The sequence below is a fragment of the Stenotrophomonas sp. STEN054 genome, from assembly GCF_056854535.1.
This window is the reverse complement of record NZ_JBXFWG010000044.1, coordinates 14,111-36,722: the sequence shown is the minus strand read 5'-3', so window position 1 is coordinate 36,722 and position 22,612 is coordinate 14,111. Positions and strand designations below refer to the sequence as shown.

The following is a 22,612-nucleotide window of genomic DNA, read 5'->3' as shown; positions in this document are numbered from 1 at the left end:
TTTTGCTTTTGCCTACCCGCCCTCCAACCCCCGCCGCCTACCCCCCCGGCGCCTTGCCGGTTTCGGCCGGGCCTCCGCGGGCTCCCATTATCCCCGGCGGGTTGGCCCCGGCGCTACCTGATTATTCTGCGGGCGTTTCACGCTCCTGCACCTGCACCTGCGCTTGGCGCATGTCCTTTTCCTGCGCGCGCAGCGATTTGACGTCCAGCTTGCGGATCGTCTTGATGAAGCACGGCAGGCGCGGGCCGCCGGTCGGGTCGCGTACGATTACCTTGTCGAACGGCGCGCTGACCCGGCCCATGTGGCTGGTCAGGCCAATGGCAGGCGCATACGAAAGATCCGGGCACGGCCCGGTCAGTTCCAGCAGGTACGCTTCGCTCGGCTTGGTCCAGACCGCCAGCGCGCTGTCGCCCAACTCGGTCCAGCCGTTGAGCGTGCCCAGGAACTGCATGTCCTTCTGCGCCGGACCGGCGTGGGCGCGGTACAGCTCCAGGCGGTCGGCACTGGTCAGGCCAGTGGTGGCGCAAGCGGCCAGCGCCAGGCACAGGCCGGCGATCAGCAGCGGGGTCTTCATGGCGATCTCCAGCGGGGAACTGCGCACATCATGCGCCCGGCCGGGCAACGCTGGCGCAACGGCCGGCGGCCCGGTTCAGCCATCGGTCGGCGCGGCCCGGTAGTCGCCAACCTGGGTTGGCGCACGCCCTGCAAAAGCAGCCGACCAGGGCCGGCATCCACCAGTGCGAGGCCAGCGCCTCAGACGTCAGCGTGTGCCAGCGCGTGCAGGCGCCCTTCGCGCAGTTCCAGCACGCGGTCCAGGCGGCGCGCGAGGCTGCGGTCGTGGGTCACCAGCACCAGGCTGGTGTGCCGGGCACGGTTGAGTTCCAGCATCAGCTCGAACACGGTGGCCGCGGTGCGGTCATCCAGGTTGCCGGTCGGCTCATCGCCGAGCACGCAGGCCGGATGGTTGACCAGCGCACGCGCCACGGCGGCACGCTGGCGCTCGCCACCGGACAGCTCGCCCGGCTTGTGGTCAAGGCGATGGCCCAGGCCCACCGCTTCCAGCAGCGCGGTCGCACGCTGGCTGGCTTCGGGCACGCCGGTACCGGCCAGCATCACCGGCATCATCACGTTTTCCAGCGCGGTGAATTCCGGCAGCAGGTGGTGGAACTGGTAGACGAAGCCCAGCGCCTGGTTGCGCAGCAGGCCACGCGCGGTGTCCGACAAGGTCGACATGCGCTGGCCGGTGACGAACACCTCGCCTGCCGTCGGCACATCCAGGCCGCCCAACAGGTGCAGCAGGGTGCTCTTGCCGGCGCCGGAGGCACCGATGATCGCCACCGTTTCGCCGGCATTGACCTTCAGGTCCAGCCCGTCGAACACCGGCGTCTGCATGCGGCCTTCGGCGTAGGTCTTGCCCAGGCCCTCGGCACGGATCACTTCATCGCCGCGGTTGACGACCTTATTCATAGCGCAGGGCCTCCGCCGGCTGGGTGCGTGCTGCCCGCCAGGCGGGATACAGGGTGGCCAGGAAACTCATCAGCAACGCGATGAGCGTGATCGCCACGATATCGCCGGTCTGCATGTCGGTCGGCAGGCCGGTGATGTAGTAGACATCCTCCGGCAGCAGCTTGACGTTGAACAGCGACTCGATGGCACCGAGGATGCGTTCGAGATTCAGCGTCAGGGTGATGCCGCCGATCAGGCCGGCCAGCGTGCCGAAGATGCCGATCAGCGAGCCCTGCACCATGAACACCTGCATCACCCCGCCCGGGGTCAGGCCCAGCGTGCGAAGGATGGCGATGTCGGCCTGCTTGTCGGTCACCAGCATCACCTGCGAGGAGACGAGGTTGAAGGCACCCATCGCGATGATCAGCGACAGCAGGATGCCCATCACCACCTTCTCCATGCGCAGCGAGTGGTAGAGGTTGGCGTTCTGCTGGGTCCAGTCACTCACCCGGTACGCGCCGCCCAGGTTCTGCGCCAGGTCCACGCCCACTTCCAGCGAGCGGTCCATGTCGTGCAGTTTCAGGCGCACGCCGGTGGCGCCGTCGGAGCGCAGCACGCGCTCGAGGTCCTTCATGTTGGCGAAGCCGACGCCACGGTCGACCTCGTTGTAGCCGGCCTCGAACAGGCCGCTGACGGTGAAGCGTTTCATCCGTGGCACCGCGCCGGCCGGGGTGCCCTGCACTTCGGCGAACGTCACCAGCACCTGGTCGCCCACGTCCACGCCGAGCCAGATGGCCAGTTCCTTGCCCAGCAGAAGGTTGAAGCTGCCCGGCTTGAGGCTGTCATAGCTGCCCTTGGTGATCTTCTTGTCGATCACCGAGACCTTCGGCTCCAGCGCCGGATCGATGCCCTGGATGATCGCACCCTGCACGCGCGGGCCGCTGATCATCGACTGGATCTCGATGTACGGCGCGGCACCGGCCACGCGGGGATCCTTGTTGGCCACGTCGACCACGCGCATCCAGTCTGGCATCGGCTCGCCGTCGCGGCTGATGGTGGTATGGGCGGTCATCTGCAGCAGGCGGCTGCGGATTTCCTTCTGGAAACCGCTCATCACCGCCAGGGTGGTGATCAGCACCGTGACGCCGAGCGCGATGCCCAGGATCGATGCCATCGAGATGAAGGAGATGAAGCCGTTGCGGCGCTTGGCGCGCAGGTAGCGCAGGCCAATGGCCACGGGGATGGGTTTGAACATGCAGGCACGCCAGTCAATTCAGTCTATGGTGCCATCGTACGGGGTCGACGTGAAACGCCGCGTGCGGATACGGCCAGTCGCAGTTCACGTCGCTGCCGGTGGTCGAGCACGTCCGGCCAGAACAGCAGGCGCCCGCGCCGGCCGTCGACACGCCAGTGCAGCAGCAGCCAGGGGCCGCGCACCACCAGCCGCGGCGCGTCGATATCGGCACCATCCAGCTGCAGCGGCGCCGGCAGCGTGGTCAGATCAAGCCGGCACGCGGGCCGGCGCAGTCGCCAGCCCAGCCGGGCCAGGCCCAGCAGCCAGACCGCCACCAGCACCGGCCAGTACCGGTCTTCGGGCAGGGCCGAGGCGCGCAGCAGCCAGGGCGCGGCCAGCAGTACCAGCGCCTGCGCGCCGGCCTGCAGCCGCGAGGGTCGCCACTCAAGCCTTGAGGGCGAGGATCTTCTGCATGAGGGGCACGGCGTGGGCATGCGGGCAGGCCTCGTAGCCCATGAACCAGCGCCACAATTTATCGTCCTCGCACTCGAGCAGAAACAGGAAAACTTCGCGCTCTTCGGTCGGCGCAGTGCTCCATTCGCGGTCGAGATAGCGGCCGAACAGCTGGTCCAGTTCACGCATGCCGCGGCGGCAACGCCAGCGCAGCTTCTTCAGCAGGGTGTCTTCGTCCATCGTGTTTCTCCAGATACAGCAAAGCCACGCATGGCGTGGCTCTACTGGTTGGTGCATCCACGCATGGCGTGGCTCTACCGGGTAACGCCAGGCCTGTATCAGGCGCGGCGTTCCATCATCAGCTTCTTGATCTCGGCAATCGCCAGCGCCGGGTTCAGGCCCTTCGGGCAGGTCCGGGCGCAGTTCATGATGGTGTGGCAGCGATACAGCTTGAACGGATCTTCCAGATCGTCCAGGCGCGCACCGGTGTCCTCATCGCGCGAGTCGATGATCCAGCGGTAGGCCTGCAGCAGGATCGCCGGGCCCAGGTAACGCTCGCCGTTCCACCAGTAACTCGGGCAGCTGGTCGAGCAGCAGGCGCACAGGATGCACTCGTACAGGCCGTCGAGCTTCTTGCGGTCTTCCGGCGACTGCAGGCGCTCACGGTCCGGCGGCGCCGGGGTCTGGGTGCGGATCCACGGCTTGATCGAGGCGTACTGCGCGTAGAAGTGGGTCAGGTCCGGAACCAGATCCTTGACCACGCTCATGTGCGGCAGCGGGTAGATCGGCACTTCCTTCTTGCCGCAGTCCGCGATGGCGCGGGTGCAGGCGAGGGTGTTGGTGCCGTCGATGTTCATCGCGCACGAACCGCAGATACCTTCGCGGCAGGAGCGACGGAAGGTCAGGGTCGGATCGATCTCGTTCTTGATCTTGATCAGCGCGTCCAGGACCATCGGGCCGCAGGCGTCCAGATCGATCTCATAGGTATCGGTGCGCGGATTGCTGTCGTCGTCCGGGCTCCAGCGGTAGATCTTGAAGGTGCGCAGGTTCTTGCCGCCGCTCTTGGCGGGGAAGTGCTGGCCCTTCGTGACCTTGGAATTCTTGGGGAGTGAAAACTCGGCCATGGCTGCTCTCGTTGGCTCAGGCGGCCCGCGCCATCAAGGCGCGGATTGCATGGTAGGCGGGGGTCGCGATCAGTACACGCGCGGCTTCGGCGGCACCACGTCGACCTCGTCGGTCAGCGTGTACATATGCACCGGACGGTAGTCGAAGCTGCACTTGCCCTTCTCGTCGACGGTGACCAGCGTGTGCTTGTGCCAGTTGACGTCGTCGCGGTCCGGGAAGTCCTCGTGCGCGTGCGCACCACGGCTTTCCTTGCGCTGTTCGGCCGAGTTGATCGTCGCCACCGCGTTCAGCAGCAGGTTGTTCAGCTCGTAGGTCTCGATCAGGTCCGAGTTCCAGACCAGGGAACGGTCGCTGACCTTCACGTCCTGGAACGAATCGAACACGGTCGCCATCTTCTCGCAGCCTTCCTTCAGCGTCTGGCTGGTACGGAAGACGGCGGCGTCGGCCTGCATCGTGCGCTGCATGTTGTCGCGGATGACCGAGGTCGGCGTATCGCCATTGGCGTAACGCAGCTTGTCCAGCAGGCCCAGCGCCTTGTCGCAGGCATCGGCCGGCAGCGGCTTGTGCGCGGCGCCCGGCTTGATGGTCTCGGCGCAGCGGTTGGCCACGGCACGACCGAACACCACCAGGTCGAGCAGCGAGTTCGAGCCCAGGCGGTTGGCGCCGTGCACGGACACGCAGGCCGCTTCGCCGATGGCGTACAGGCCCGGCACCACGGCATCGGGGTTGTCGCCATCCTTGCGCACGACTTCGCCGTGGAAGTTGGTCGGAATGCCGCCCATGTTGTAGTGCACGGTCGGGATGACCGGGATCGGCTGCTTGTGCACGTCGACGCCGGCGAAGATGCGCGCGCTCTCGGCGATGCCCGGCAGCTTCTCGTCGATCACGCCCGGGCCGAGGTGGGTCAGGTCGAGCAGGATGTGATCCTTGTGCTCGCCGACGCCGCGGCCTTCGCGGATCTCGATGGTCATCGAACGGGCCACCACGTCACGCGAGGCCAGATCCTTGTAGTGCGGTGCGTAGCGCTCCATGAAGCGCTCGCCGCTGCTGTTGCGCAGGATGCCGCCTTCACCGCGGACACCCTCGGTGATCAGGCAGCCGGCGCCGTAGATGCCGGTCGGGTGGAACTGCACGAACTCCATATCCTGCATGGCGATGCCGGCACGCATGGCCAGGCCGCCACCGTCGCCGGTGCAGGTATGCGCCGAGGTGGCGCTGAAGTACGCGCGGCCGTAGCCGCCGGTGGCCAGCACCACGCCCTGGGCGCGGAACAGGTGCAGCGTGCCGTCGGCCATGTCCAGGGCCAGCACGCCACGGCACACGCCTTCGTCATCGAAGACCAGGTCGAGTGCGAAGTACTCGATCATGAAACGTGCGTCGTGCTTGAGCGACTGCTGGTACAGGGTGTGCAGCATGGCGTGACCGGTACGGTCGGCCGCCGCGCAGGTACGCTGCGCCGCCGGGCCTTCGCCGTACTTGGTGGTCATGCCGCCGAACGGGCGCTGGTAGATCTTGCCTTCGGCGGTGCGGCTGAACGGCACACCGTAGTGCTCGAGCTCGATGATGGCCGGGATGGCCTCACGGCACATGTACTCGATGGCGTCCTGGTCGCCCAGCCAGTCCGAGCCCTTGATGGTGTCGTAGAAGTGGTAGCGCCAATCGTCCTCGCCCATGTTGGCGAGCGCGGCGGAAATGCCACCCTGTGCAGCGACGGTGTGCGAACGGGTCGGGAAGACCTTGGTCAGGCACACGGTCTGCAGGCCCTTGGCGGCAAGGCCGAACGTGGCGCGCAGGCCGGCGCCGCCGGCGCCCACCACGACCATGTCGTACTTGTGTTCGGTGATCTTGTAAGCGGACATCTAGTCTGGATTCCTGTCTTGGTGCCTGGGCTCAGGCAACGCCGAGGGCGATGCGGCCCACCGCAAACACACTGACGATCATGCCGAGCACGGCGACGAACTTCACCGCGGTCTGCAGCACCAGGGCCAGCAGCGATTCGTGGATGTAATCTTCCAGCACGACCTGCATGCCGAGCTGTGCGTGCCAGAACATGGTGATCAGCAGGCCGATCAGCGGCACGGCATTCCACGGCTTGGCGATGGTGGCCACGGCCGTGGCGTAGTCGGCGCCGGCCATGCGCACCACGAACACCAGGAACCACAGTCCCAGCACCACCAGGGCGGCGGCGGTGAGGCGCTGGTGCACGAAGTGCTCGGTGCCGGTCTTGGCCGAGCCAAGGCCGCGCACGTTCTTCAGCGGGGTACGGAACTTGCTCATGCGGCACCTCCGAACAACACGTAGGCCCAGACCAGCGCGGTGATCACCAGGCTGCCGAAGACCGAGATCCAGCTGCTGCGGACGAAGGCCGGAATGCTGAAACCAACGGCGAAGTCCTGCACGACGTGGCGGATGCCATTGCACAGGTGGTAGGCGAACGACCATGTCCACGCAAACAGGAACACGCGGCCATACCAGGCCCCGGCATGACCGGTGAAGCAGTTCCACGAATCGGGGCCCATCATCAGGGCCAGCAGGCCGGCAGCGATGATGAGGGCACCCACGGACAGAAAGACGCCAGTGGCTCGATGCAGGATCGAGGTGGCCATCTGAATCTGCCAGCGATACACCTGGAGGTGCGGGGATAGGGGGCGTTGTCTGGTCGCCATTCGCTGGGCTCGTTGTCTCGGCTGGGCGGCACGATGCCGCGTTGGCTCAATGCTGATCAGAAATCGATGCAGCGTCCGTTTTTCTCCCAATCGCCATACCGCACCGGATCAAGTCCGCCGCGGCCGCCGAATTCCTCTTCCACCTCTGGTTTTTCCACGGGCACAGGTGCCGCGGGGACCAGCGGGGCTTCAGTTTCGTCGTCGGGAGTGGGGGTTGTTTGGCCTATCATGTTCGGTCTCGCAACGCACAAATTTTAGACCTCGTTCACGTGCCTGACAACCTTCCCCCTGCTTTCGTCGCATACCCGCGCCTGCCCGGCCACCAGCTGCTGAGCCTGCAAGGCGTCGATGCGGCCGTTTTCGCCCACGCCCAGTTCAGCAGCGACGTGACCGCCCTGCCCCTGCAGCACTGGCAGTGGAGCGCCTGGCTGAGCGCCAAGGGCCGCACCCTTGCAGTGTTTCAACTGCTGCGGCTGGCCGAGGATCACCTGATGCTGGTGCTGGCCGATGGCGATGCAGATGCGATTGCGTCGCAACTGCAGCGCTTTGTATTCCGCCGCAAGGTGAAGCTGCAGGTGCGTGCGGATCTTGCCGTCGCTGGCGCATTCACTGCGCCGGAAGCGGCCAGTGGCGCGGCGATTGCCGGTGGTGGCGATGCAGGCTGGGAACTGGATCTGGGCAGCGATGCCCTGCCGCGGACCCTGCGCATCGGTCCGGCTGAAGGGTTTGCGGCCGGCAGCGAGGCCGACGAAGCCGCGTTCGCCTTGGCCTGGCGCAAGGCCGACCTGCGCTTCGGCCTGCCGCGCCTGGAAGAAAGCCAGCGCGAAGTGTGGACGCCGCAGCAGCTGGGCCTGGACCGGCTGAACGGCTACAGCGTGAAGAAGGGCTGCTACCCAGGCCAGGAAATCGTGGCCCGCACCCACTTCCTCGGCAAGGCCAAGCGCGCGGTGCAGCTGCTGCACACCGCCGCCCCGGCGCAGGCCGGCGATGCCGTGCAGCAGGACGGCGCAGCGCTGGGCAGCATTGCCAGCGTGGCCGGCGATCTGGCCCTCGCGGTGCTGCCGCTGGAAACCAGTGATGCCGAATTGGAGGTGGGCGGTGTGACCGCGCAGCGGGTGCCGCTGCTGGATGGCCTGGGGCGCTGAGGTTTCACCCCGGGTGAAGCAGCCGAGCGTGGGCTCGGCTCTACAAAATCGGGTGGGTGCGGACCGTTGGTCCGCACGCCGTTCATGACGCCGGGCATGGCCCGGCGCTACCGCCCCTTACAGGCGTTCGCCGCTTTCCGCATCGAAGAAATGCAGGCCCTGCGGCTGGATCGCCACGCGGATGTCCTCGCCCACGCCCGGCAGCGACTGCGGCGCCACGCGCATGGTCAGCGCATGCTTGCCACTGCTGAGGTTGACGAAGATCTCGTTGCCGACCGGCTCGATGCCCTCGATGCGCGCGGTGAACGCATGGGTATCGTCGGCGGTCGCCGGCTGCAGGTGCTCCGGGCGCACGCCCACGGCAATCGACTTCTGCAGCCATGCCGGGTCGATGGTGGCCTGGCCAAGCGGCGCGCGCCATTCGCCATCGACCACGGTCACGCCGCTGGCATCGCCCTGCAGCGTGCCGCGCAGCACGTTCATCGCCGGGCTACCGAGGAAGCCGGCCACGAACAGGTTGGCCGGACGGTCGTACAGCGCCATCGGCGTGTCGATCTGCTGGATGATGCCGTCCTTCAGCACCACGATGCGCTGGCCCAGGGTCATCGCTTCGACCTGGTCATGCGTCACGTAGATCATGGTTGTGCCCAGCTTGCGGTGCAGCTGCGCGATCTCGGTACGCACGCTGTGGCGCAGCTTGGCATCCAGGTTGGACAGCGGTTCGTCCAGCAGGAACACCGCCGGCTCGCGCACCAGTGCACGCCCCAGCGCCACGCGCTGGCGCTGGCCGCCGGACATCGCCTTGGGCAGCTTGTCCATCATTTCGGTCAGGCCCAGCGTCTGCGCCGCCTCGGCGATGCGCTTGTCGATGGTCGCCTTGTCGTGGCCGCGCAGCTTCAGGCCGAAGGCCAGGTTCTCGGCCACGGTCATGTGCGGGTACAGCGCATAACTCTGGAACACCATCGCGATGTCGCGATCCTTCGGCGCCACATCGTTGACCACCCGGTCGCCGATGGTCAGCGTGCCACCGCTGATCTCCTCCAGACCCGCCACCATCCGCAGCAGGGTCGACTTGCCACAGCCGGACGGTCCGACCAGCACCATGAGCTCGCCATCGGCGACCTCGAAGGTGGCGTCCTTCACCGCGACCTGGCCGTTGTCGTAGACCTTGCGCACACCCTGCAACTGCACTTTTGCCATTTCAATCTATCCAGTCCGCCCGACGCCGGGCTGTCATTGGGGACTGCCTCGGCCCTCCCGATGGCAGTGATGATTGCGCAGCTGCCGCATGACGGCGACCACTGCAATCGAATACAGTTGCCCATTCTGCCATGTAAACGTTTTCACGTGGCACTATCCGAACGTCGGTGCGCGCCGATCTGCTTCGACGACCAGACGAAAGGTCATCGTCGTAGTGGTTACGAATGGAACGGTCTTCCGGCCCGCCGGAAATCCGCCCCCATCGAGCCTCGGACAGACAGTAGCGCGGATGTCCCCTGAACCCAGCCATGAAGCGATTGACAACGATGTCACCCGGATCTGAAACTCGAGCGATGCACGACACCCTCTTCCTGTTTGGTGCCACAGGCGACCTGGCCCAGCGCTACCTGTTCCCTTCGCTGCTGCGCCTGCTTGGCGACGGGCTGCTGCCGGAGGACTTCCGCATCCGTGCGCTGGCCCTGTCCGGCCATGACACCGAAGCCTTCCACGATATCCTGCGGCCGCGACTGCAGCAGGCCATGCCGATGGCCAGCCAGGAGGACATCGCCTCCCTGCTGCGCCGCATCGACTACCGTTCGGTGGACCTGCGTGACGTCGACTCGGTCGCCGCCGCCGTCTCCGACCTGGTCGACCGCCGCTGCGTCAGCTACCTGGCCATCCCGCCGGGCCTGTACATCTCCACCTGCGAAGGCCTGGCCAAGGGCGGCGCCCTGGCAGCGCCGTCGCGCCTGATGCTGGAAAAGCCGATCGGCAGCGACAGCGAGAGCGCCGAGGAGATCATCTCCACCATCGGCCAGTGGATCGACGAAGACCGCGTGTTCCGCCTGGACCACTATCTAGGCAAGGCGGCGGTGCAGAACCTGATCGCCCTGCGCTTCGGCAACACGCTGCTGGAAGCAGTCTGGAACCGCAACTACATCGAATCGGTGCACATCCTGGTGGCCGAGAGCGAAGGCGTGGACGGCCGCGATGCGTACTACGCCCGCTCCGGCGCGCTGCGCGACATGGTGCAGAGCCACATCCTGCAGCTGCTGTGCATGGTCGCGATGGAGCCGCCGGCCTCGCTGGAAGCCGACCGCATCCGCGACGAGAAGGTCAAGGTGCTGCGCGCCCTGCGCCCGCTGGACGCCAAGCATGCCGCCCGTGACAGCATCCGCGGCCGCTACACCGCCGGCAGCATCAACGGCCAGCCGGCCCAGGCCTACCAGCCGCCGGAAGGCAGCGACGTGGAAACCTTCGCAGGCGTCACCGCGCACATCGACAACTGGCGCTGGAGCGGCGTGCCGTTCCACCTGGTCACCGGCAAGCGCCTGCCCGAGCGCACCACCCGCGTGGTGGTCACGCTGAAGCCGGTCACCCACTGGTTGTTCGAGCGCCCGCAGCGTGCGCAGGCCGCGCCGAACCGCCTGGTGTTCCAGCTGCAGCCGCAGGAAAACATCGAACTGGGCCTGATGAGCAGCCTGGCCGGCCCGGAATGGGGCGCGCTGGAACTGCACCCGCTGGAACTGGAACTGTCCGTGCCGACCGGCCTGCACCGCCGCATCGCCTACGAACGCCTGTTCCTCGATGCCTTCAACGGCAACCACACCCTGTTCGTGCGCGACGACGAAGTGCGCGCGGCGTGGGCCTGGATCGACAGCGTGGCCGATGCCTGGAAGGCCGCCAACCTGCCGCTGGAACCCTACCCGGCCGGCCAGTGGGGCCCGGACAACGCCAGCGACTTCCTGCCGCAGGGTGTTGACGCCCCGGACAGCGGAGCATCGGCATGAGTGCCGGCAGCCAGCCCGTGCTGGTCGCCGACATCGGCGGCACCAACGCCCGCTTCGCCCTCGCCGACACCTCGCTGGACGCGCCCCTGCAGAAGGACAGCATCCGCGAATACGCGGTGGCCGAGTTCCCCTCGCTGGGTGATGCCGCCCGCCACTACCTGGAACAGGTGGGTGCCACAGCCCGCCGCGGCGTGTTCGCGGTGGCCGGCCGCGTGGACGGCGACGAAGCACGCATCACCAATCACCCGTGGGTGATCTCGCGCAGCCGTACCGCGGCCATGCTCGGCTTCGACGAACTGCACCTGATCAATGACTTCGCTGCCCAGGCGATGGCCGTGGCCCTGCTGCAGCCGCATGACGTGGTCCAGATCGGCGGCGCGCACTGGGCCCCGGCAGCACCGGGCGAGCCGCGCAACTACGGCGTGATCGGACCGGGTACCGGGCTTGGGGTCGGTGGGCTCATCGTGCGCCACCACCGTGGCTACGCACTGGAAACCGAAGGTGGCCACGTCAGCTTTCCGCCGGGCACGCCGGAGGAGATCCGCATCCTGGAGATCCTCTCCGAGCAGTTTGGCCGCGTCTCCAACGAGCGCCTGATCTGCGGGCCTGGCCTGGTCAACATCCATCGGGCGGTCTGCGAGATGGCAGGGTTCGATCCGGGCCAGCTGCAGCCGGCCGATGTCACCGCGCGTGCTGCGCTGGGCGACCCGCAGGCGATGCGCACGGTGGACGTGTTCTGCGCCGTGTTCGGGGCCATCGCCGGTGACCTGGTGCTGGTGCAGGGTGCCTGGGACGGCGTGTTCCTGACCGGTGGCCTGGTGCCGAAGATGCTTGATTCGCTGCAGCATTCCGGTTTCCGCCAGCGCTTCGAACACAAGGGCCGGTTCTCTTCGATCATGGCGCGGGTGCCGTCGCTGGCGATCATGCACCCCTGCCCCGGGCTGCTGGGCGCCGCCGCCTACGCCGCCGACGCCGAACGTGACGCACCAGGAGTTGCCGTATGAATGCTGTCTTCCACGACGACCGCATCGACTTCATCAGCCATGGCGATGCCGATGGCTGGATCGAAGCCGTGGCCGCCGAAATGGCCCAGGCGATCAACCACGACATCAACGAAGTGGGCCGCGCCCGCATCCTGCTGTCCGGTGGCACTACCCCAGCGCCGGTGTACCAGGCGCTGGCCGAACTGGACGTGCTCTGGGACAGGGTGGAAGTGAGCCTGGCCGATGAGCGTTGGTTGTCGCCGCAGGATCGCGACAGCAATGCCTGGCTGGTACGCGAGCACCTGCTCAAGCGCGCCGAAGGTGCCCACTTCGATCCGCTGGTGCGCATCGGCAAGCCGCTGCCCGAATGCGTGTACACCGCCAACCTGCAGGCCGAGCACAGCCAGGCGCCGACCGTCGTGGCGCTGGGCATGGGCAATGATGGCCACACCGCCTCGCTGTTTCCGGGATCGAAGGATCTGGCCCGCGCCCTGGAAAGCACCCTGCCCTACGCTGCGCTGGATGCCACCGGCTGCCCCGGCGCCAACCAGTGGCCGCTGCGCATCACCCTGACCCCGCGCGGGCTGGGCCAGTGCCGCCAGCGCCTGCTGCTGCTGCGCGGCAAGCAGAAGCTGCAGGTGCTGCGCCAGGCGCTGGACAGCAACGACGCGCAGCAGTACCCGATCCTCAATGCAATCAACCTGGACGGCGCGCGCCTGCGCGTGCACTGGGCTGATTGACGTCGGCGGCGGCGTCCGCTGCCGCTTGCCTCTCGCCACCTTGAACGCTGGTAGCCCATGAGCCTCCATCCGCAACTGCAAGCCATCACCGATCGCGTCATCCGCCGCAGCGCCGCCTCGCGCGCCGCCTACCTGGCCGCGATCGACGCCGCCCTGCGCGATGGCCCGTTCCGCAGCCGACTGAGCTGCGGCAACCTCGCCCACGGCTTCGCCGCCTGCGGCACGACCGACAAGAGCCGCCTGCGCGGCGGCGTGACCCCGAACCTGGGCATCATCACCGCCTACAACGACATGCTGTCGGCGCACCAGCCGTTCGAGACCTACCCGGAGCAGATCCGCGAGATCGCGCGCGACCTCGGCGCCACCGCACAGGTAGCCGGCGCGGTGCCGGCGATGTGCGACGGCGTGACCCAGGGTCGCGGCGGCATGGAACTGTCGCTGTTCTCGCGCGATGTCATCGCGCAGGCCACGGCCATCGGCCTCAGCCACGACATGTTCGACACCACCATCCACCTCGGTGTGTGCGACAAGATCGTGCCGGGCCTGCTGATCGGCGCTTTGGCCTTCGGCCACCTGCCGGCGGTGTTCGTGCCGGCCGGCCCGATGACCCCGGGCATCCCGAACAAGCAGAAGGCTGAAGTACGCGAACGCTACGCCGCCGGCGAAGCCACCCGCGAGGAACTGCTGGAAGCCGAGTCCGCCTCGTACCACGGCGTCGGCACCTGCACCTTCTACGGCACCGCCAATTCCAACCAGGTGCTGCTGGAAGCGATGGGCGTGCAGCTGCCGGGCGCCTCCTTCGTCAACCCGGATACGCCGCTGCGCGATGCGCTGACCCGCGAAGCCACCGAGCGTGCGCTGGACATCACCGCGCTGGGCGACGATTTCCGTCCGCTGGGCCGCATCATCGACGAACGGGCGATCCTCAACGCGGTCATCGCGCTGATGGCCACCGGCGGTTCGACCAACCACACGATCCACTGGATCGCCGTGGCCCGCGCCGCCGGCATCGTGCTGACCTGGGACGACTTCGACGAGCTGTCGCAGCTGGTGCCGCTGCTGGCCCGCGTCTATCCGAACGGCGAGGCCGACGTGAACCGCTTCGCCGCGGCCGGTGGCCCGGCGTTCGTGTTCGGCGAGCTGATCAAGGCCGGTCTGATGCACGGCGACATCGTCAGCGTGGCCCGTGGTGGCATGGCCGACTACGCCCGCGAGCCGCAGCTGCGCGACGGCAAGCTGGTGTACCTGCCGGGACTGGAACGCAGCGCCGATGAGGACGTGGTGCGCAGCGTCGACAACCCGTTCGAAAGCCAGGGTGGCCTGCGCCTGTTGCGCGGCAACCTGGGCAAGTCGCTGATCAAGCTGTCCGCAGTGAAGCCGCAGTACCGCACCATCGAGGCTCCGGCCGTGGTGGTCGACGCGCCGCAGGTGCTGAACAAGCTGCACGCCGGTGGCCTGCTGCCCGAGCATTTCGTGGCGGTGGTGCGTTACCAGGGCCCGCGTGCGAACGGCATGCCGGAGCTGCATTCGCTGGCGCCGCTGCTGGGCCTGCTGCAGAACCAGGGCCGGCGCGTGGCACTGGTCACCGACGGTCGCCTGTCCGGTGCCTCGGGCAAGATCCCGGCGGCGATCCACGTGACGCCGGAAGCGGCGCGCGGTGGCCCGCTGGCCAAGGTGCGCGAGGGCGACATCATCCGCCTGGACGGTGAAGCCGGCACGCTGGAAGTGCTGGTGGATGCGGCCGAGTGGGCGGCGCGTTCGCTGGCGCCGAACACGGCACCGGCGGCGCATGACCTGGGCCGCAACCTGTTCGCGATCAACCGTCGCGTGGTGGGTCCGGCGGACCAGGGTGCGATGTCGATTTCGTGCGGGCCGGCGGCGGCGGATGGTGGGCCGTGGGATTACGATTCGGAGTACGAGCTGGGGCACGATGCTGCGGCTGCGGCCGCGCCGCATGAGGCAAAAGACGCCTGAAGCTAAATGCCGCGGCAGGCTTCCCGGCTTGGGCAGTAGAGCGCCCTGGCCGGGACACGCCGTAAACCCATCCATGGGGGCTCGGTCGCGGCATCCATGCCGCTCACGGTCCCGGCTGGGGCTGACCGCGCCCTCCTGACACTCTCCGGCGCGTCAATGCCGCGAAGTGATCATTGAAATCAAATTCGAAAGCAAAGGCAGAAGCAGAGCTATGGGTATCGAACAACATCAGGTGAAGGCGGCGGAACTGCTGCGTGCGGCGGGCATCCTGCCGGTGGTGACGATTCATACGCTGGACCAGGCGCGTGCGGTGAGTGCGGCGCTGCTGGAGGGCGGACTGCCGGCCATCGAGCTGACGCTGCGTACGCCGGTGGCGATGGAAGCGCTGGCGATGCTCAAGCGCGAGCTGCCCGATGTGGTGGTGGGTGCGGGCACGGTGCTGACCGTGGAGCAGATGCAGCAGTCGATCGATGCGGGCGCGGATTTCCTGGTGACGCCAGGTACGCCGCCGGTGCTGGCCGATGCGCTGGCGGCGGCACCGCTGCCGGTGGTGCCGGGTGCGGCCACGCCGACCGAGCTGCTGTCGCTCTACGCGCGCGGTTTCCGCGTGTGCAAGCTGTTCCCGGCCACGGCCGTGGGTGGCCTGGCAATGATCAAGGGCCTGGCCGGCCCGGTCGCCGACCTGAAGCTGTGCCCGACCGGTGGCATCACCGAAAACACCGCCGCCGAGTACCTGGAGCAGAAGAACGTGGTCTGCATCGGTGGCTCGTGGATGGTGCCGGGCAACTGGATCGCCGACGGCGAGTGGGACAAGGTGCGCGCCAGCGCCGCCGACGCCGCGAAGATCATCAAGCGCGTCCGCGGCCACTGAGTCCCACCCAGGTGTAGAGCCGAGCCCACGCTCGGCTCCGCGCCAGCGGACCGGAAAGCGGCCGAGCATGGGCTCGGCTCTACTCTTCCTTCTTCATTCCGCCCGGCCAACCACAGAAATCCGACCGCACCACCACCGCGAGGGGCTTCGCCGTTGGCCGAACCCCGTTACAGCGGCCGTGCCGGATCCACCAGGCCGTACTGGCTGGCCATGCGCGCCAACGCAATGTTGTCGCTGATCCCCATCTTCTCGAACAGCCGCGCCTTGTGCGTGTTCACAGTCTTCGCACTCAGGCTCAGGCGCCGCGCGATGTCTTCCTGGCGCAGGCCCTGGGTCAACAGCAGGGCAACTTCCAGCTCGCGCGGCGACAGCGTATCGAACGGCGAGGCGTTGCCTTCCACCGTGGACAGCGCCAGGTTCTGCGCGATGCTGGTGCCCAGGTAACGGCGCCCGGCCGCCACGTCACGCACCGCACGCAGCAGTTCCTGCGCATCGCAGCCCTTGCCGATGTAGCCGGCGGCGCCCGCTTCCAGCAGTCGCTTCGGCAGCGGGCCGTCTTCCAGCACGGACACGATCACCACCCGCGTGGCGCGGTGGCCACGGACGATGCGCTCGGTCACCTCCATGCCGCTGACGCCCGGCAGGTGCAGGTCGCACAGCACCACGTCCGGCAGCAGCTGGCGGATCTCGCGCAGGCCGTCTTCGCCGGTCTCGGCTTCGCCCACCACCTCGATGTCGGTTTCACTCGACAAAATCATCTTCATACCGGTGCGGACCAGCGCGTGGTCGTCCACCAGGTAGACTCGAATCGTCATTCACGTACCTCTTCGAATGCGGCCATTGCGGGCCACGCTAGGCAGGGCATCCGGGCACCGCAAGCACGACGACTGCGCAAAAACGGCGTTCTGCCTTGCGCATCACATTCTTCGCACATCGATGTTGCCCCCTGTCCCGCAGAACCCGTTACAACGAAACAACCTGCTGCTGCATGGACGTCCCCGAAGGGCCATCCACGTCACTCCCCTGTTGCGATCGCTTCGCTGGCCCCTGCTGGCGGCGAACCGCGGTGTCGCCAGGGTTGCCGGCGACTGAACATGACCAGATAGCACCCTACCACCCAAACCAGCGCCGCACACCATCCGGCGAGGATATCGGAGGGGTAATGCACCCCGAGGTAGACCCGCGAGAGGCTGACCAGCAGGCTGAACAGCGGCGCCAGCACCAGCACCGGCCAGCGCCAGCGGGTGTTCCAGGCCAGCAGCACCAGGGTCGCGGCCAGGGTCATGGTGCCCATCGCGTGACCGCTGGGGAAGCTGAACGTGGATTCCGGCGCAATGGATTCCCACAGGCTGGGGCGGTCGCGCTGGAAGAACTGCTTGCTGCCCATGTTCAGCAGCGCCGAGCCGACGAAGCACACCGCCACGAAGGTCGCCTCGCGCCAACGCCGCCGCCACAGCAGCGCGCCGACGATCACCACGTCCGCCGGGATCAGGAACCACTCGTAGCCCAGTTTCGACAGCAATACGAAGCAGCGGTCCAGCCACGGCGAATGCAACCCGTGCATCTGCCACAGCAGCGGGGCGTCGAAATGGAACGACTCGAACTCGTGCACTTCATCGGCCAGGGCGACGAAGCCGGCCAGCGGCAGCAGCACGCCGGCAAACAGCAGCACCAGGCGCCACGTATTGCGCCCCATCCAGTGTCGGAAGCCGGACGCCGGTTCCGGCGCGGCCAGGATAGCCGGCTTACCCGGCGATCCGGACATACTTCTGTTCGACGTAGTCGTCGATCAGGGCAACGAATTCCTGGGCGATGTTGTCGCCACGCAGGGTCACCTTCTTCTCGCCGTCGACGAACACCGGTGCGGCCGGCGTTTCGCCGGTACCCGGCAGGGAAATGCCGATGTTGGCGTGGCGCGACTCACCCGGTCCATTGACGATGCAGCCCATCACCGCCAGGGTCATGTTCTCCGCACCGGGGTGCTGCACTTTCCAGACCGGCATCTTCTCGCGCACGTGGTTCTGCACGACCTTGGCCAGTTCCTGGAAGAACTCGGAGGTGGTGCGGCCGCAGCCCGGGCAGGCGGTGACCAGCGGGGTGAAGGCGCGCTGGCCGGTGGTCTGCAGCAGTTCCTGGGCGACGATCACTTCCTGGGTACGCGACTGGCCCGGCTCGGGCGTCAGCGAAATGCGGATGGTGTCACCGATGCCTTCCTGCAGCAGCACGCTCAGCGCCGCCGCCGAAGCGACGATGCCCTTGCTGCCGATGCCGGCTTCGGTCAGGCCCAGGTGCAGGGCGAAATCCGAACGCTGGGCCAGGTCGCGGTACACCGCGATCAGTTCCTGCACGCCGCTGACCTTGGCCGAAAGAATGATGCGATCGCGCGGCAGGCCGATCTCCACCGCCTGTTCGGCCGAATCCAGCGCCGAACGGATCAGCGCCTCGCGCAGCACGCGGCCGGCGTCCCAGGGCTGTTCCCGATGGTTGTTCTCGTCCATCAGCTTCGCCGCCAGGGCCTGGTCCAGCGAACCCCAGTTGGCGCCGATGCGCACCGGCTTGTTGTAGCGGATGGCGAACTCGATCAGCTGGGCGAACTGCAGGTCCTTCTTCTTGCCGAAGCCGACGTTGCCCGGGTTGATGCGGTACTTGGCCAGCGCTTCGGCGCAGGCCGGCTCGGCCGTCAGCAGCTGGTGGCCGTTGTAGTGGAAGTCACCGATCAGCGGCACGTCGATGCCCATCATCGCCAGCTTGTCGACGATGCGCGGGATGGCCGCGGCTGCTTCCGCGGTATTGACGGTCAATCGCACCATTTCCGAACCGGCCCGCCACAGCTCGGCCACCTGCTTCACGCTGGAGGCCACGTCGGAGGTGTCGGTGTTGGTCATCGACTGCACCACCACGGGCTTGCCGCCACCTACGGTGACCCCGCCGATCTGGACGGCATGGGTCTGGCGACGGGACCAGGCGGTGGCATCGGAAGGTTGGGTCGGGCGGGTGACGGCGTCGTGCATGGGCGCATTCTACCGCCCGGCCCTGCATTCCGGGCGATTCCCATTCAGCCGTCGGCACGTCTGCGGCCGATTGTCGCAGGCAGGTTGCCCGGTGAAGGCATACGATGGTCGGGCATGACCGGTCCCGACGCCCCCTTCCTACGTACCCTGTGCAGCCTGCGCTGGCTGGCCGTGGCCGGCCAGGCCGCGACGATCCTGGTCGCCACCTGGGTCCTCGGCCTGCCGCTGCCGCAGCTGCCGCTGTGGGCGGGCGTGGCCGTGCTGGCCGTGTTCAACCTGTATACGCAGCTGCGCCCGGAGCCGGACGACACCGCGCCGCTGACCGCGTTCGGTCACATCCTGGTCGATGTGATCATCCTGACCTGGATGGTCGGCTGGAGCGGCGGCATCGCCAACCCCTTCGGCTCGCTGTTCCTGATCCTGATCGCGCTGGCCGCCTTCGCCCTGCCCCTGCGCTGGGCCCTGGCCGTGGCCACCGCCTGCCTGCTCGGCTACGCCGCGAGCGGCCTGTTCGGGCAACCGCTGCCGAGCGGCTACTTCCGCGCACTCGACCTCAACCGCTGGGGCGTGGTGGCCAACTTCCTGCTGTCGGCCGCGGTGGTGCTGACCTTTTCGACCCGTCTGGCGATGGCCCTGCGCATGCGCGAACTGGAACTGTCGGCGCTGCGCGAGCGCTTCGCCCGCAACGAAGGTATCGTCGCCCTGGCCACCCATGCGGCCTCGGTGGCACACGAGCTGAACACCCCGCTGGCAACCATGACCCTGCTCGCCGACGATGTGGCCGAGCGCAGCGAGGAACCGGAAGTGCGCGAGGACATGGAAACCCTGCGCGAGCTGCTGGTGCAATGCCGCGAGCGGGTGCTGGCGCTGGCCGCACCGGCCGCCACCGATGGCCCCGGCCGCAGCCATTCCAGCGCCCAGCAGGTGCTGGAACAGTGGCGCCTGGTGCGCCCGACCATCGATCTGCACCGCAATGACGATGCACCGCTGCGCCTGCCGCTGGACCCCGGCGTTGGGCACCTGCTGATGGTGCTGCTGAACAACGCCGCCGATGCCGGCGAACAGGCCGGGCGACCGCGCGTGGACCTGGAGCTGCGCATCGACGGCGAGGATCTGATCGGCGAAGTGCGCGACTACGGCCATGGCTTCAACGCGCGCGCCGCGGTGCTGCCGGGCAAGCTGTTCGGCAGCAGCAAGAGTGAAGGCATGGGCGTGGGCCTGGCCCTGTCCCACGCCACCATCGAACGCCTGCAGGGCGAGATGTGGATGCGCCCGGCGCAAGGCGCCGGCAGCCGCGTCGGCTTCCGCCTGCCCCTGGCTCCCCACGAGGAAATCCCATGAGTGCCTCAACCCTCGGCCTGCTGGTCGACGACGACGAACTGTACCTGCGCACGCTGCAGCGCAGCCTGGCCCGCAAGGGGCTGGAGACGCAGACCGCACAGGATGCCGCCAGCGCGCTGGCCCTGGCCCGCCAGCATCCGCCGGCGTTCGCCTTGATCGACCTGAAGCTGGGCAGCGATTCCGGGCTGGCGCTGATCCAGCCGCTGCGTGCCCTGCGCGCGGACATGCGGATCCTGCTGGTGACCGGCTACGCCAGCATCGCCACCGCGGTGGAAGCGATCAAGCTCGGTGCGGATGACTACCTGCCGAAGCCGGCGACGGTGCCGATGATCCTGCGCGCGCTGGGCGAGGAAGACGACGGCCCGGCCGACGACGGCGAAATGGAAGTGCCCGATGCGATGACGCCGATCAGTCGCCTGCAGTGGGAACACATCCAGCAGGCGATGCATGAGACCGGCGGCAACGTGTCGGCCGCCGCACGCCTGCTCGGCATGCACCGGCGCTCGCTGCAGCGCAAGCTGGCCAAGCGGCCGAGCCCGGAACGCGACCCGAGCCGCTGACGCGGCGAATCCGCCGGGCATGGCCCGGCGGCCTTACCTCAGCGCTTCAGCTGCCCCAGGATCTCGCGGGTCATCGGATCGGCAATCGCCACGTCCTCGCCCTGCAGCGCCGGCAGCAGGCCGCTGGCCAGCTGCTTGCCCAGCTCGACACCGAACTGGTCGAAGGCGTTGATGTTCCAGATGACCGACTGCACGTACACGGCGTGTTCGTACATGGCGATCAGCGCGCCCAGCGCCTGCGGGGTCAGCGCGTCAAGCAAGATCAGCGTGCTCGGGCGGCCGCCCGGATAATCACGGTGCGGATCATCGCTGCCCTGGCCGTTGGCCAGTGCCTCGGTCTGCGCCAGCAGGTTGGCCAGAAGCGCCTGGTGGTTGACCGTGTACGGATCATCGTTGTGCACGCAGCCGATGAAGTCGGCCGGGATGATGCTGGTGCCCTGGTGCAGCGCCTGGAAGAAGCTGTGCTGCACATCGGTGCCCGCCCCGCCCCACCACACCGGCACGGTGTCGGTGGTGACCGGCTGGCCGTCGCGCTGCACGCGCTTGCCCAGGCTCTCCATCACCAGCTGCTGCAGGTAGGCCGGCAGCAGCGCCAGGCGCTGGTCATAGGTCATCACCGCGTGCGTGGCGTGGCCCAGCACGTTGCGGTTCCAGATGTCGGTGAGGCCGTGCAGCACCGGCAGGTTGCGCTCCAGCGGCGCGTCCAGCGCATGCGCATCCATCTGCGCGGCACCGTCCAGCAGCTGTTCGAAACGCTCGAAACCGATGGCCAGCGCGATCGGGAAACCGACCGCCGACCACAGCGAGTAACGGCCACCTACCCAATCCCACATCGGCAGCACGCGATCGGCGGCGATGGCGAAGGCCTTGGCCGCACGCTCGGGGTTGGCGCTGACCGCGTACAGGCGCTCGCTGCCACCCAGCCAGTCGTGCAGGATCTGCCCGTTGAGCAGGGTTTCCTGGGTCCCGAAGGTCTTGGAAATGAGGATGCCGGCGGTCTTGGCCGGATCCAGCGTGGCCAGCGTCCGCTGCATGGCGGCGCCGTCCACGTTCGACACGAAATGCACACGCAGGCGCGCACCGGTGACCGGGCGCAGCGCATCGGCGACCAGGCGCGGGCCCAGGTCGGAACCGCCGATGCCCACGCTGACCACATCGGTCACGCCGCTGTCCTCCAGAGCGCGTACCAGCACGCCCATGCGCTGGCGGATGTCGCGCGCGGTGGCATAGGCCTCGGCCGCCACCGGCGCATCAACCCCATCGCCACGCAGCGCGGTATGCAGCGCGGCGCGGCCTTCGGTCAGGTTGACCTGCTCGCCGCGGAACAGACGGGTGATGGCACCGCCGACATCACGATCAGCGGCGAGTGCCAGCAACGCCTGCAGCGCCGCGGCATCGTATTTCTGCCGGGCGAAGTTGACGTACAACGGACCGACCCGCAGCGCCAGGTCCTGCACGCGGCCGGGTTCGGCGGCGAGGAGGCTGGGGATGCTTGCGCCCTTCAGGCGCTGGGCGTGGGAATGCAGCGAGTCGAATCCGTTGTTCGTTGTCATGCGGCCTGGGTCGGGATCGTGTCGTTGGTGTGGGTGATCTGGTTGTTGCCGTCCACGTACACCAGCTTCGGCTTGAAGCTGTCGGCTTCCTGCTCGGTCATGCTGGCAAACGCAGCGATGATGATGATGTCACCGACCTGCACGTGGCGTGCAGCGCCACCGTTGAGCGACACCACGCCGCTGCCGGCTTCGGCACGGATGGCGTAGGTCGAGAAGCGCGCACCGTTGGTCACGTCCCAGATGTGCACCTGCTCGAACTCGCGGATGCCCGTGGCAGCCAGCAGGTTGTCGTCGATGGCGATCGAGCCTTCGTAGTTCAGCTCGGAATGGGTAACAGTGGCGCGGTGGATCTTGGTCTTCAGCAGGGACAGATGCATGGCACGGCACAACGCAAAGGAAAGCGTGGATTCTAGCACCCGCGCAGCGCGGGGCATCACGACCGGCAACCCGTTCAGGTAGCGCCGGGCCGTGCCCGGCGAGCGCAGCGGCCGCGGTCCGCCGGGCATGGTCCGGCGCTACC

At 67.6% G+C, this 22,612-nt stretch carries 24 protein-coding genes; 8 read left to right on the top strand and 16 right to left on the bottom strand.

The window, feature by feature from the left end; all coding sequences use genetic code 11:
* Positions 1–121 precede the first annotated feature (121 nt).
* The 10 genes from AC1VXD_RS15760 to AC1VXD_RS15715 form a co-directional block, all read right to left on the bottom strand.
* Positions 122–574 carry a DUF6491 family protein gene (locus AC1VXD_RS15760; protein ID WP_482992828.1) on the bottom strand — a complete coding sequence of 151 codons (453 nt, stop codon included), beginning with the start codon at positions 572–574 and terminating at the stop codon, positions 122–124.
* Between the two features lie 179 nt (positions 575–753).
* Positions 754–1,467: a lipoprotein-releasing ABC transporter ATP-binding protein LolD gene (lolD, locus tag AC1VXD_RS15755; RefSeq protein WP_108768527.1), complete on the bottom strand. Its 714-nt coding sequence runs from the start codon at positions 1,465–1,467 to the stop codon at positions 754–756.
* Entirely contained in the window at positions 1,460–2,701 is a 1,242-nt protein-coding gene (locus tag AC1VXD_RS15750) for a lipoprotein-releasing ABC transporter permease subunit (RefSeq protein ID WP_108768526.1), read from the bottom strand. Before AC1VXD_RS15750 ends, lolD begins: the two co-directional genes overlap by 8 nt.
* Before the next feature lie 23 nt (positions 2,702–2,724).
* Positions 2,725–3,174, bottom strand: coding sequence for a hypothetical protein (locus AC1VXD_RS15745; protein WP_482992827.1), 450 nt, complete (start codon positions 3,172–3,174; stop codon positions 2,725–2,727).
* A complete protein-coding gene (locus AC1VXD_RS15740) occupies positions 3,125–3,373 on the bottom strand; it encodes an FAD assembly factor SdhE (RefSeq protein WP_150454616.1) in 249 nt (82 codons plus the stop codon). The genes AC1VXD_RS15745 and AC1VXD_RS15740 overlap by 50 nt, the downstream gene beginning before the upstream one ends.
* Before the next feature lie 98 nt (positions 3,374–3,471).
* Positions 3,472–4,257, bottom strand: a complete 786-nt coding sequence (locus AC1VXD_RS15735; RefSeq protein WP_079221505.1) for a succinate dehydrogenase iron-sulfur subunit — start codon at positions 4,255–4,257, stop codon at positions 3,472–3,474.
* Between the two features lie 69 nt (positions 4,258–4,326).
* A complete protein-coding gene (gene sdhA / locus AC1VXD_RS15730) occupies positions 4,327–6,117 on the bottom strand; it encodes a succinate dehydrogenase flavoprotein subunit (RefSeq protein WP_482992826.1) in 1,791 nt (596 codons plus the stop codon).
* Positions 6,118–6,148: 31 nt separating this feature from the next.
* Positions 6,149–6,535, bottom strand: a complete 387-nt coding sequence (gene sdhD, locus AC1VXD_RS15725; RefSeq protein ID WP_079221503.1) for a succinate dehydrogenase, hydrophobic membrane anchor protein — start codon at positions 6,533–6,535, stop codon at positions 6,149–6,151.
* Positions 6,532–6,924: a succinate dehydrogenase, cytochrome b556 subunit gene (sdhC, locus tag AC1VXD_RS15720; RefSeq protein ID WP_079221502.1), complete on the bottom strand. Its 393-nt coding sequence runs from the start codon at positions 6,922–6,924 to the stop codon at positions 6,532–6,534. Before sdhC ends, sdhD begins: the two co-directional genes overlap by 4 nt.
* 56 nt (positions 6,925–6,980) lie before the next feature.
* Entirely contained in the window at positions 6,981–7,154 is a 174-nt protein-coding gene (locus AC1VXD_RS15715) for a DUF1674 domain-containing protein (protein WP_482992825.1), read from the bottom strand.
* A 39-nt stretch (positions 7,155–7,193) separates the two neighbouring features.
* Here AC1VXD_RS15715 and ygfZ point away from each other — a divergent pair, with 39 nt between their 5' ends.
* Positions 7,194–8,069 carry a CAF17-like 4Fe-4S cluster assembly/insertion protein YgfZ gene (gene ygfZ / locus AC1VXD_RS15710; protein ID WP_482992824.1) on the top strand — a complete coding sequence of 292 codons (876 nt, stop codon included), beginning with the start codon at positions 7,194–7,196 and terminating at the stop codon, positions 8,067–8,069.
* 117 nt (positions 8,070–8,186) lie between these two features.
* Here ygfZ and AC1VXD_RS15705 read toward each other — a convergent pair whose 3' ends face one another.
* On the bottom strand, positions 8,187–9,269 hold the full coding sequence (locus tag AC1VXD_RS15705; protein WP_482992823.1) for an ABC transporter ATP-binding protein: 1,083 nt from the start codon (positions 9,267–9,269) through the stop codon (positions 8,187–8,189).
* A gap of 353 nt (positions 9,270–9,622) precedes the next feature.
* On the opposite strand from AC1VXD_RS15705, the gene zwf reads away from it, so the two are divergent.
* The 5 genes from zwf (at position 9,623) to eda (ending at position 15,627) form a co-directional block, all read left to right on the top strand.
* Positions 9,623–11,059 (top strand): glucose-6-phosphate dehydrogenase, encoded by a 1,437-nt coding sequence (zwf, locus tag AC1VXD_RS15700; protein WP_482992822.1) that lies wholly within the window; start codon positions 9,623–9,625, stop codon positions 11,057–11,059.
* Positions 11,056–12,063, top strand: a complete 1,008-nt coding sequence (glk, locus tag AC1VXD_RS15695) for a glucokinase (RefSeq protein ID WP_482992821.1) — start codon at positions 11,056–11,058, stop codon at positions 12,061–12,063. Before zwf ends, glk begins: the two co-directional genes overlap by 4 nt.
* Entirely contained in the window at positions 12,060–12,782 is a 723-nt protein-coding gene (pgl, locus tag AC1VXD_RS15690; RefSeq protein ID WP_482992820.1) for a 6-phosphogluconolactonase, read from the top strand. The genes glk and pgl overlap by 4 nt, the downstream gene beginning before the upstream one ends.
* 57 nt (positions 12,783–12,839) lie before the next feature.
* Positions 12,840–14,756, top strand: coding sequence for a phosphogluconate dehydratase (gene edd / locus AC1VXD_RS15685; protein WP_482992819.1), 1,917 nt, complete (start codon positions 12,840–12,842; stop codon positions 14,754–14,756).
* Between the two features lie 211 nt (positions 14,757–14,967).
* On the top strand, positions 14,968–15,627 hold the full coding sequence (eda, locus tag AC1VXD_RS15680; protein WP_108768516.1) for a bifunctional 4-hydroxy-2-oxoglutarate aldolase/2-dehydro-3-deoxy-phosphogluconate aldolase: 660 nt from the start codon (positions 14,968–14,970) through the stop codon (positions 15,625–15,627).
* A 167-nt stretch (positions 15,628–15,794) separates the two neighbouring features.
* Here the strand turns inward: eda and AC1VXD_RS15675 are convergent, their stop codons facing one another.
* From AC1VXD_RS15675 to ispG, 3 genes are all read right to left on the bottom strand, one after another.
* Positions 15,795–16,442 carry a response regulator gene (locus tag AC1VXD_RS15675; protein WP_116865046.1) on the bottom strand — a complete coding sequence of 216 codons (648 nt, stop codon included), beginning with the start codon at positions 16,440–16,442 and terminating at the stop codon, positions 15,795–15,797.
* Positions 16,443–16,642: 200 nt separating this feature from the next.
* Entirely contained in the window at positions 16,643–17,392 is a 750-nt protein-coding gene (locus AC1VXD_RS15670; RefSeq protein WP_482992818.1) for a phosphatase PAP2 family protein, read from the bottom strand.
* On the bottom strand, positions 17,373–18,638 hold the full coding sequence (gene ispG / locus AC1VXD_RS15665; protein WP_256644548.1) for a flavodoxin-dependent (E)-4-hydroxy-3-methylbut-2-enyl-diphosphate synthase: 1,266 nt from the start codon (positions 18,636–18,638) through the stop codon (positions 17,373–17,375). Before ispG ends, AC1VXD_RS15670 begins: the two co-directional genes overlap by 20 nt.
* A 114-nt stretch (positions 18,639–18,752) precedes the next feature.
* Between ispG and AC1VXD_RS15660 the strand changes: the two genes are divergently transcribed.
* Positions 18,753–19,979 (top strand): ATP-binding protein, encoded by a 1,227-nt coding sequence (locus tag AC1VXD_RS15660; RefSeq protein WP_482992817.1) that lies wholly within the window; start codon positions 18,753–18,755, stop codon positions 19,977–19,979.
* Entirely contained in the window at positions 19,976–20,539 is a 564-nt protein-coding gene (locus tag AC1VXD_RS15655) for a response regulator transcription factor (RefSeq protein ID WP_005409063.1), read from the top strand. The genes AC1VXD_RS15660 and AC1VXD_RS15655 overlap by 4 nt, the downstream gene beginning before the upstream one ends.
* Before the next feature lie 38 nt (positions 20,540–20,577).
* Here the strand turns inward: AC1VXD_RS15655 and pgi are convergent, their stop codons facing one another.
* Complete coding sequence (gene pgi, locus AC1VXD_RS15650) at positions 20,578–22,092, bottom strand: glucose-6-phosphate isomerase (RefSeq protein ID WP_482992816.1); 1,515 nt, start codon at positions 22,090–22,092, stop codon at positions 20,578–20,580.
* A complete protein-coding gene (gene panD, locus AC1VXD_RS15645) occupies positions 22,089–22,469 on the bottom strand; it encodes an aspartate 1-decarboxylase (protein ID WP_006432456.1) in 381 nt (126 codons plus the stop codon). Before panD ends, pgi begins: the two co-directional genes overlap by 4 nt.
* Between the last annotated feature and the right edge of the window lie 143 nt (positions 22,470–22,612).

Bases quoted from the DNA above. Each gene is read 5' to 3' on its own strand.
- AC1VXD_RS15760 (WP_482992828.1), bottom strand. From the start codon at position 574: ATGAAGACCCCGCTGCTGATCGCCGGCCTGTGCCTGGCGCTGGCCGCT.
- lolD (WP_108768527.1), bottom strand. From the start codon at position 1,467: ATGAATAAGGTCGTCAACCGCGGCGATGAAGTGATCCGTGCCGAGGGC.
- AC1VXD_RS15750 (WP_108768526.1), bottom strand. From the start codon at position 2,701: ATGTTCAAACCCATCCCCGTGGCCATTGGCCTGCGCTACCTGCGCGCC.
- AC1VXD_RS15745 (WP_482992827.1), bottom strand. From the start codon at position 3,174: ATGCCCACGCCGTGCCCCTCATGCAGAAGATCCTCGCCCTCAAGGCTT.
- AC1VXD_RS15740 (WP_150454616.1), bottom strand. From the start codon at position 3,373: ATGGACGAAGACACCCTGCTGAAGAAGCTGCGCTGGCGTTGCCGCCGC.
- AC1VXD_RS15735 (WP_079221505.1), bottom strand. From the start codon at position 4,257: ATGGCCGAGTTTTCACTCCCCAAGAATTCCAAGGTCACGAAGGGCCAG.
- sdhA (WP_482992826.1), bottom strand. From the start codon at position 6,117: ATGTCCGCTTACAAGATCACCGAACACAAGTACGACATGGTCGTGGTG.
- sdhD (WP_079221503.1), bottom strand. From the start codon at position 6,535: ATGAGCAAGTTCCGTACCCCGCTGAAGAACGTGCGCGGCCTTGGCTCG.
- sdhC (WP_079221502.1), bottom strand. From the start codon at position 6,924: ATGGCGACCAGACAACGCCCCCTATCCCCGCACCTCCAGGTGTATCGC.
- AC1VXD_RS15715 (WP_482992825.1), bottom strand. From the start codon at position 7,154: ATGATAGGCCAAACAACCCCCACTCCCGACGACGAAACTGAAGCCCCG.
- AC1VXD_RS15705 (WP_482992823.1), bottom strand. From the start codon at position 9,269: ATGGCAAAAGTGCAGTTGCAGGGTGTGCGCAAGGTCTACGACAACGGC.
- zwf (WP_482992822.1), top strand. From the start codon at position 9,623: ATGCACGACACCCTCTTCCTGTTTGGTGCCACAGGCGACCTGGCCCAG.
- glk (WP_482992821.1), top strand. From the start codon at position 11,056: ATGAGTGCCGGCAGCCAGCCCGTGCTGGTCGCCGACATCGGCGGCACC.
- pgl (WP_482992820.1), top strand. From the start codon at position 12,060: ATGAATGCTGTCTTCCACGACGACCGCATCGACTTCATCAGCCATGGC.
- edd (WP_482992819.1), top strand. From the start codon at position 12,840: ATGAGCCTCCATCCGCAACTGCAAGCCATCACCGATCGCGTCATCCGC.
- eda (WP_108768516.1), top strand. From the start codon at position 14,968: ATGGGTATCGAACAACATCAGGTGAAGGCGGCGGAACTGCTGCGTGCG.
- AC1VXD_RS15675 (WP_116865046.1), bottom strand. From the start codon at position 16,442: ATGACGATTCGAGTCTACCTGGTGGACGACCACGCGCTGGTCCGCACC.
- AC1VXD_RS15670 (WP_482992818.1), bottom strand. From the start codon at position 17,392: ATGTCCGGATCGCCGGGTAAGCCGGCTATCCTGGCCGCGCCGGAACCG.
- ispG (WP_256644548.1), bottom strand. From the start codon at position 18,638: ATGCACGACGCCGTCACCCGCCCGACCCAACCTTCCGATGCCACCGCC.
- AC1VXD_RS15660 (WP_482992817.1), top strand. From the start codon at position 18,753: ATGACCGGTCCCGACGCCCCCTTCCTACGTACCCTGTGCAGCCTGCGC.
- AC1VXD_RS15655 (WP_005409063.1), top strand. From the start codon at position 19,976: ATGAGTGCCTCAACCCTCGGCCTGCTGGTCGACGACGACGAACTGTAC.
- pgi (WP_482992816.1), bottom strand. From the start codon at position 22,092: ATGACAACGAACAACGGATTCGACTCGCTGCATTCCCACGCCCAGCGC.
- panD (WP_006432456.1), bottom strand. From the start codon at position 22,469: ATGCATCTGTCCCTGCTGAAGACCAAGATCCACCGCGCCACTGTTACC.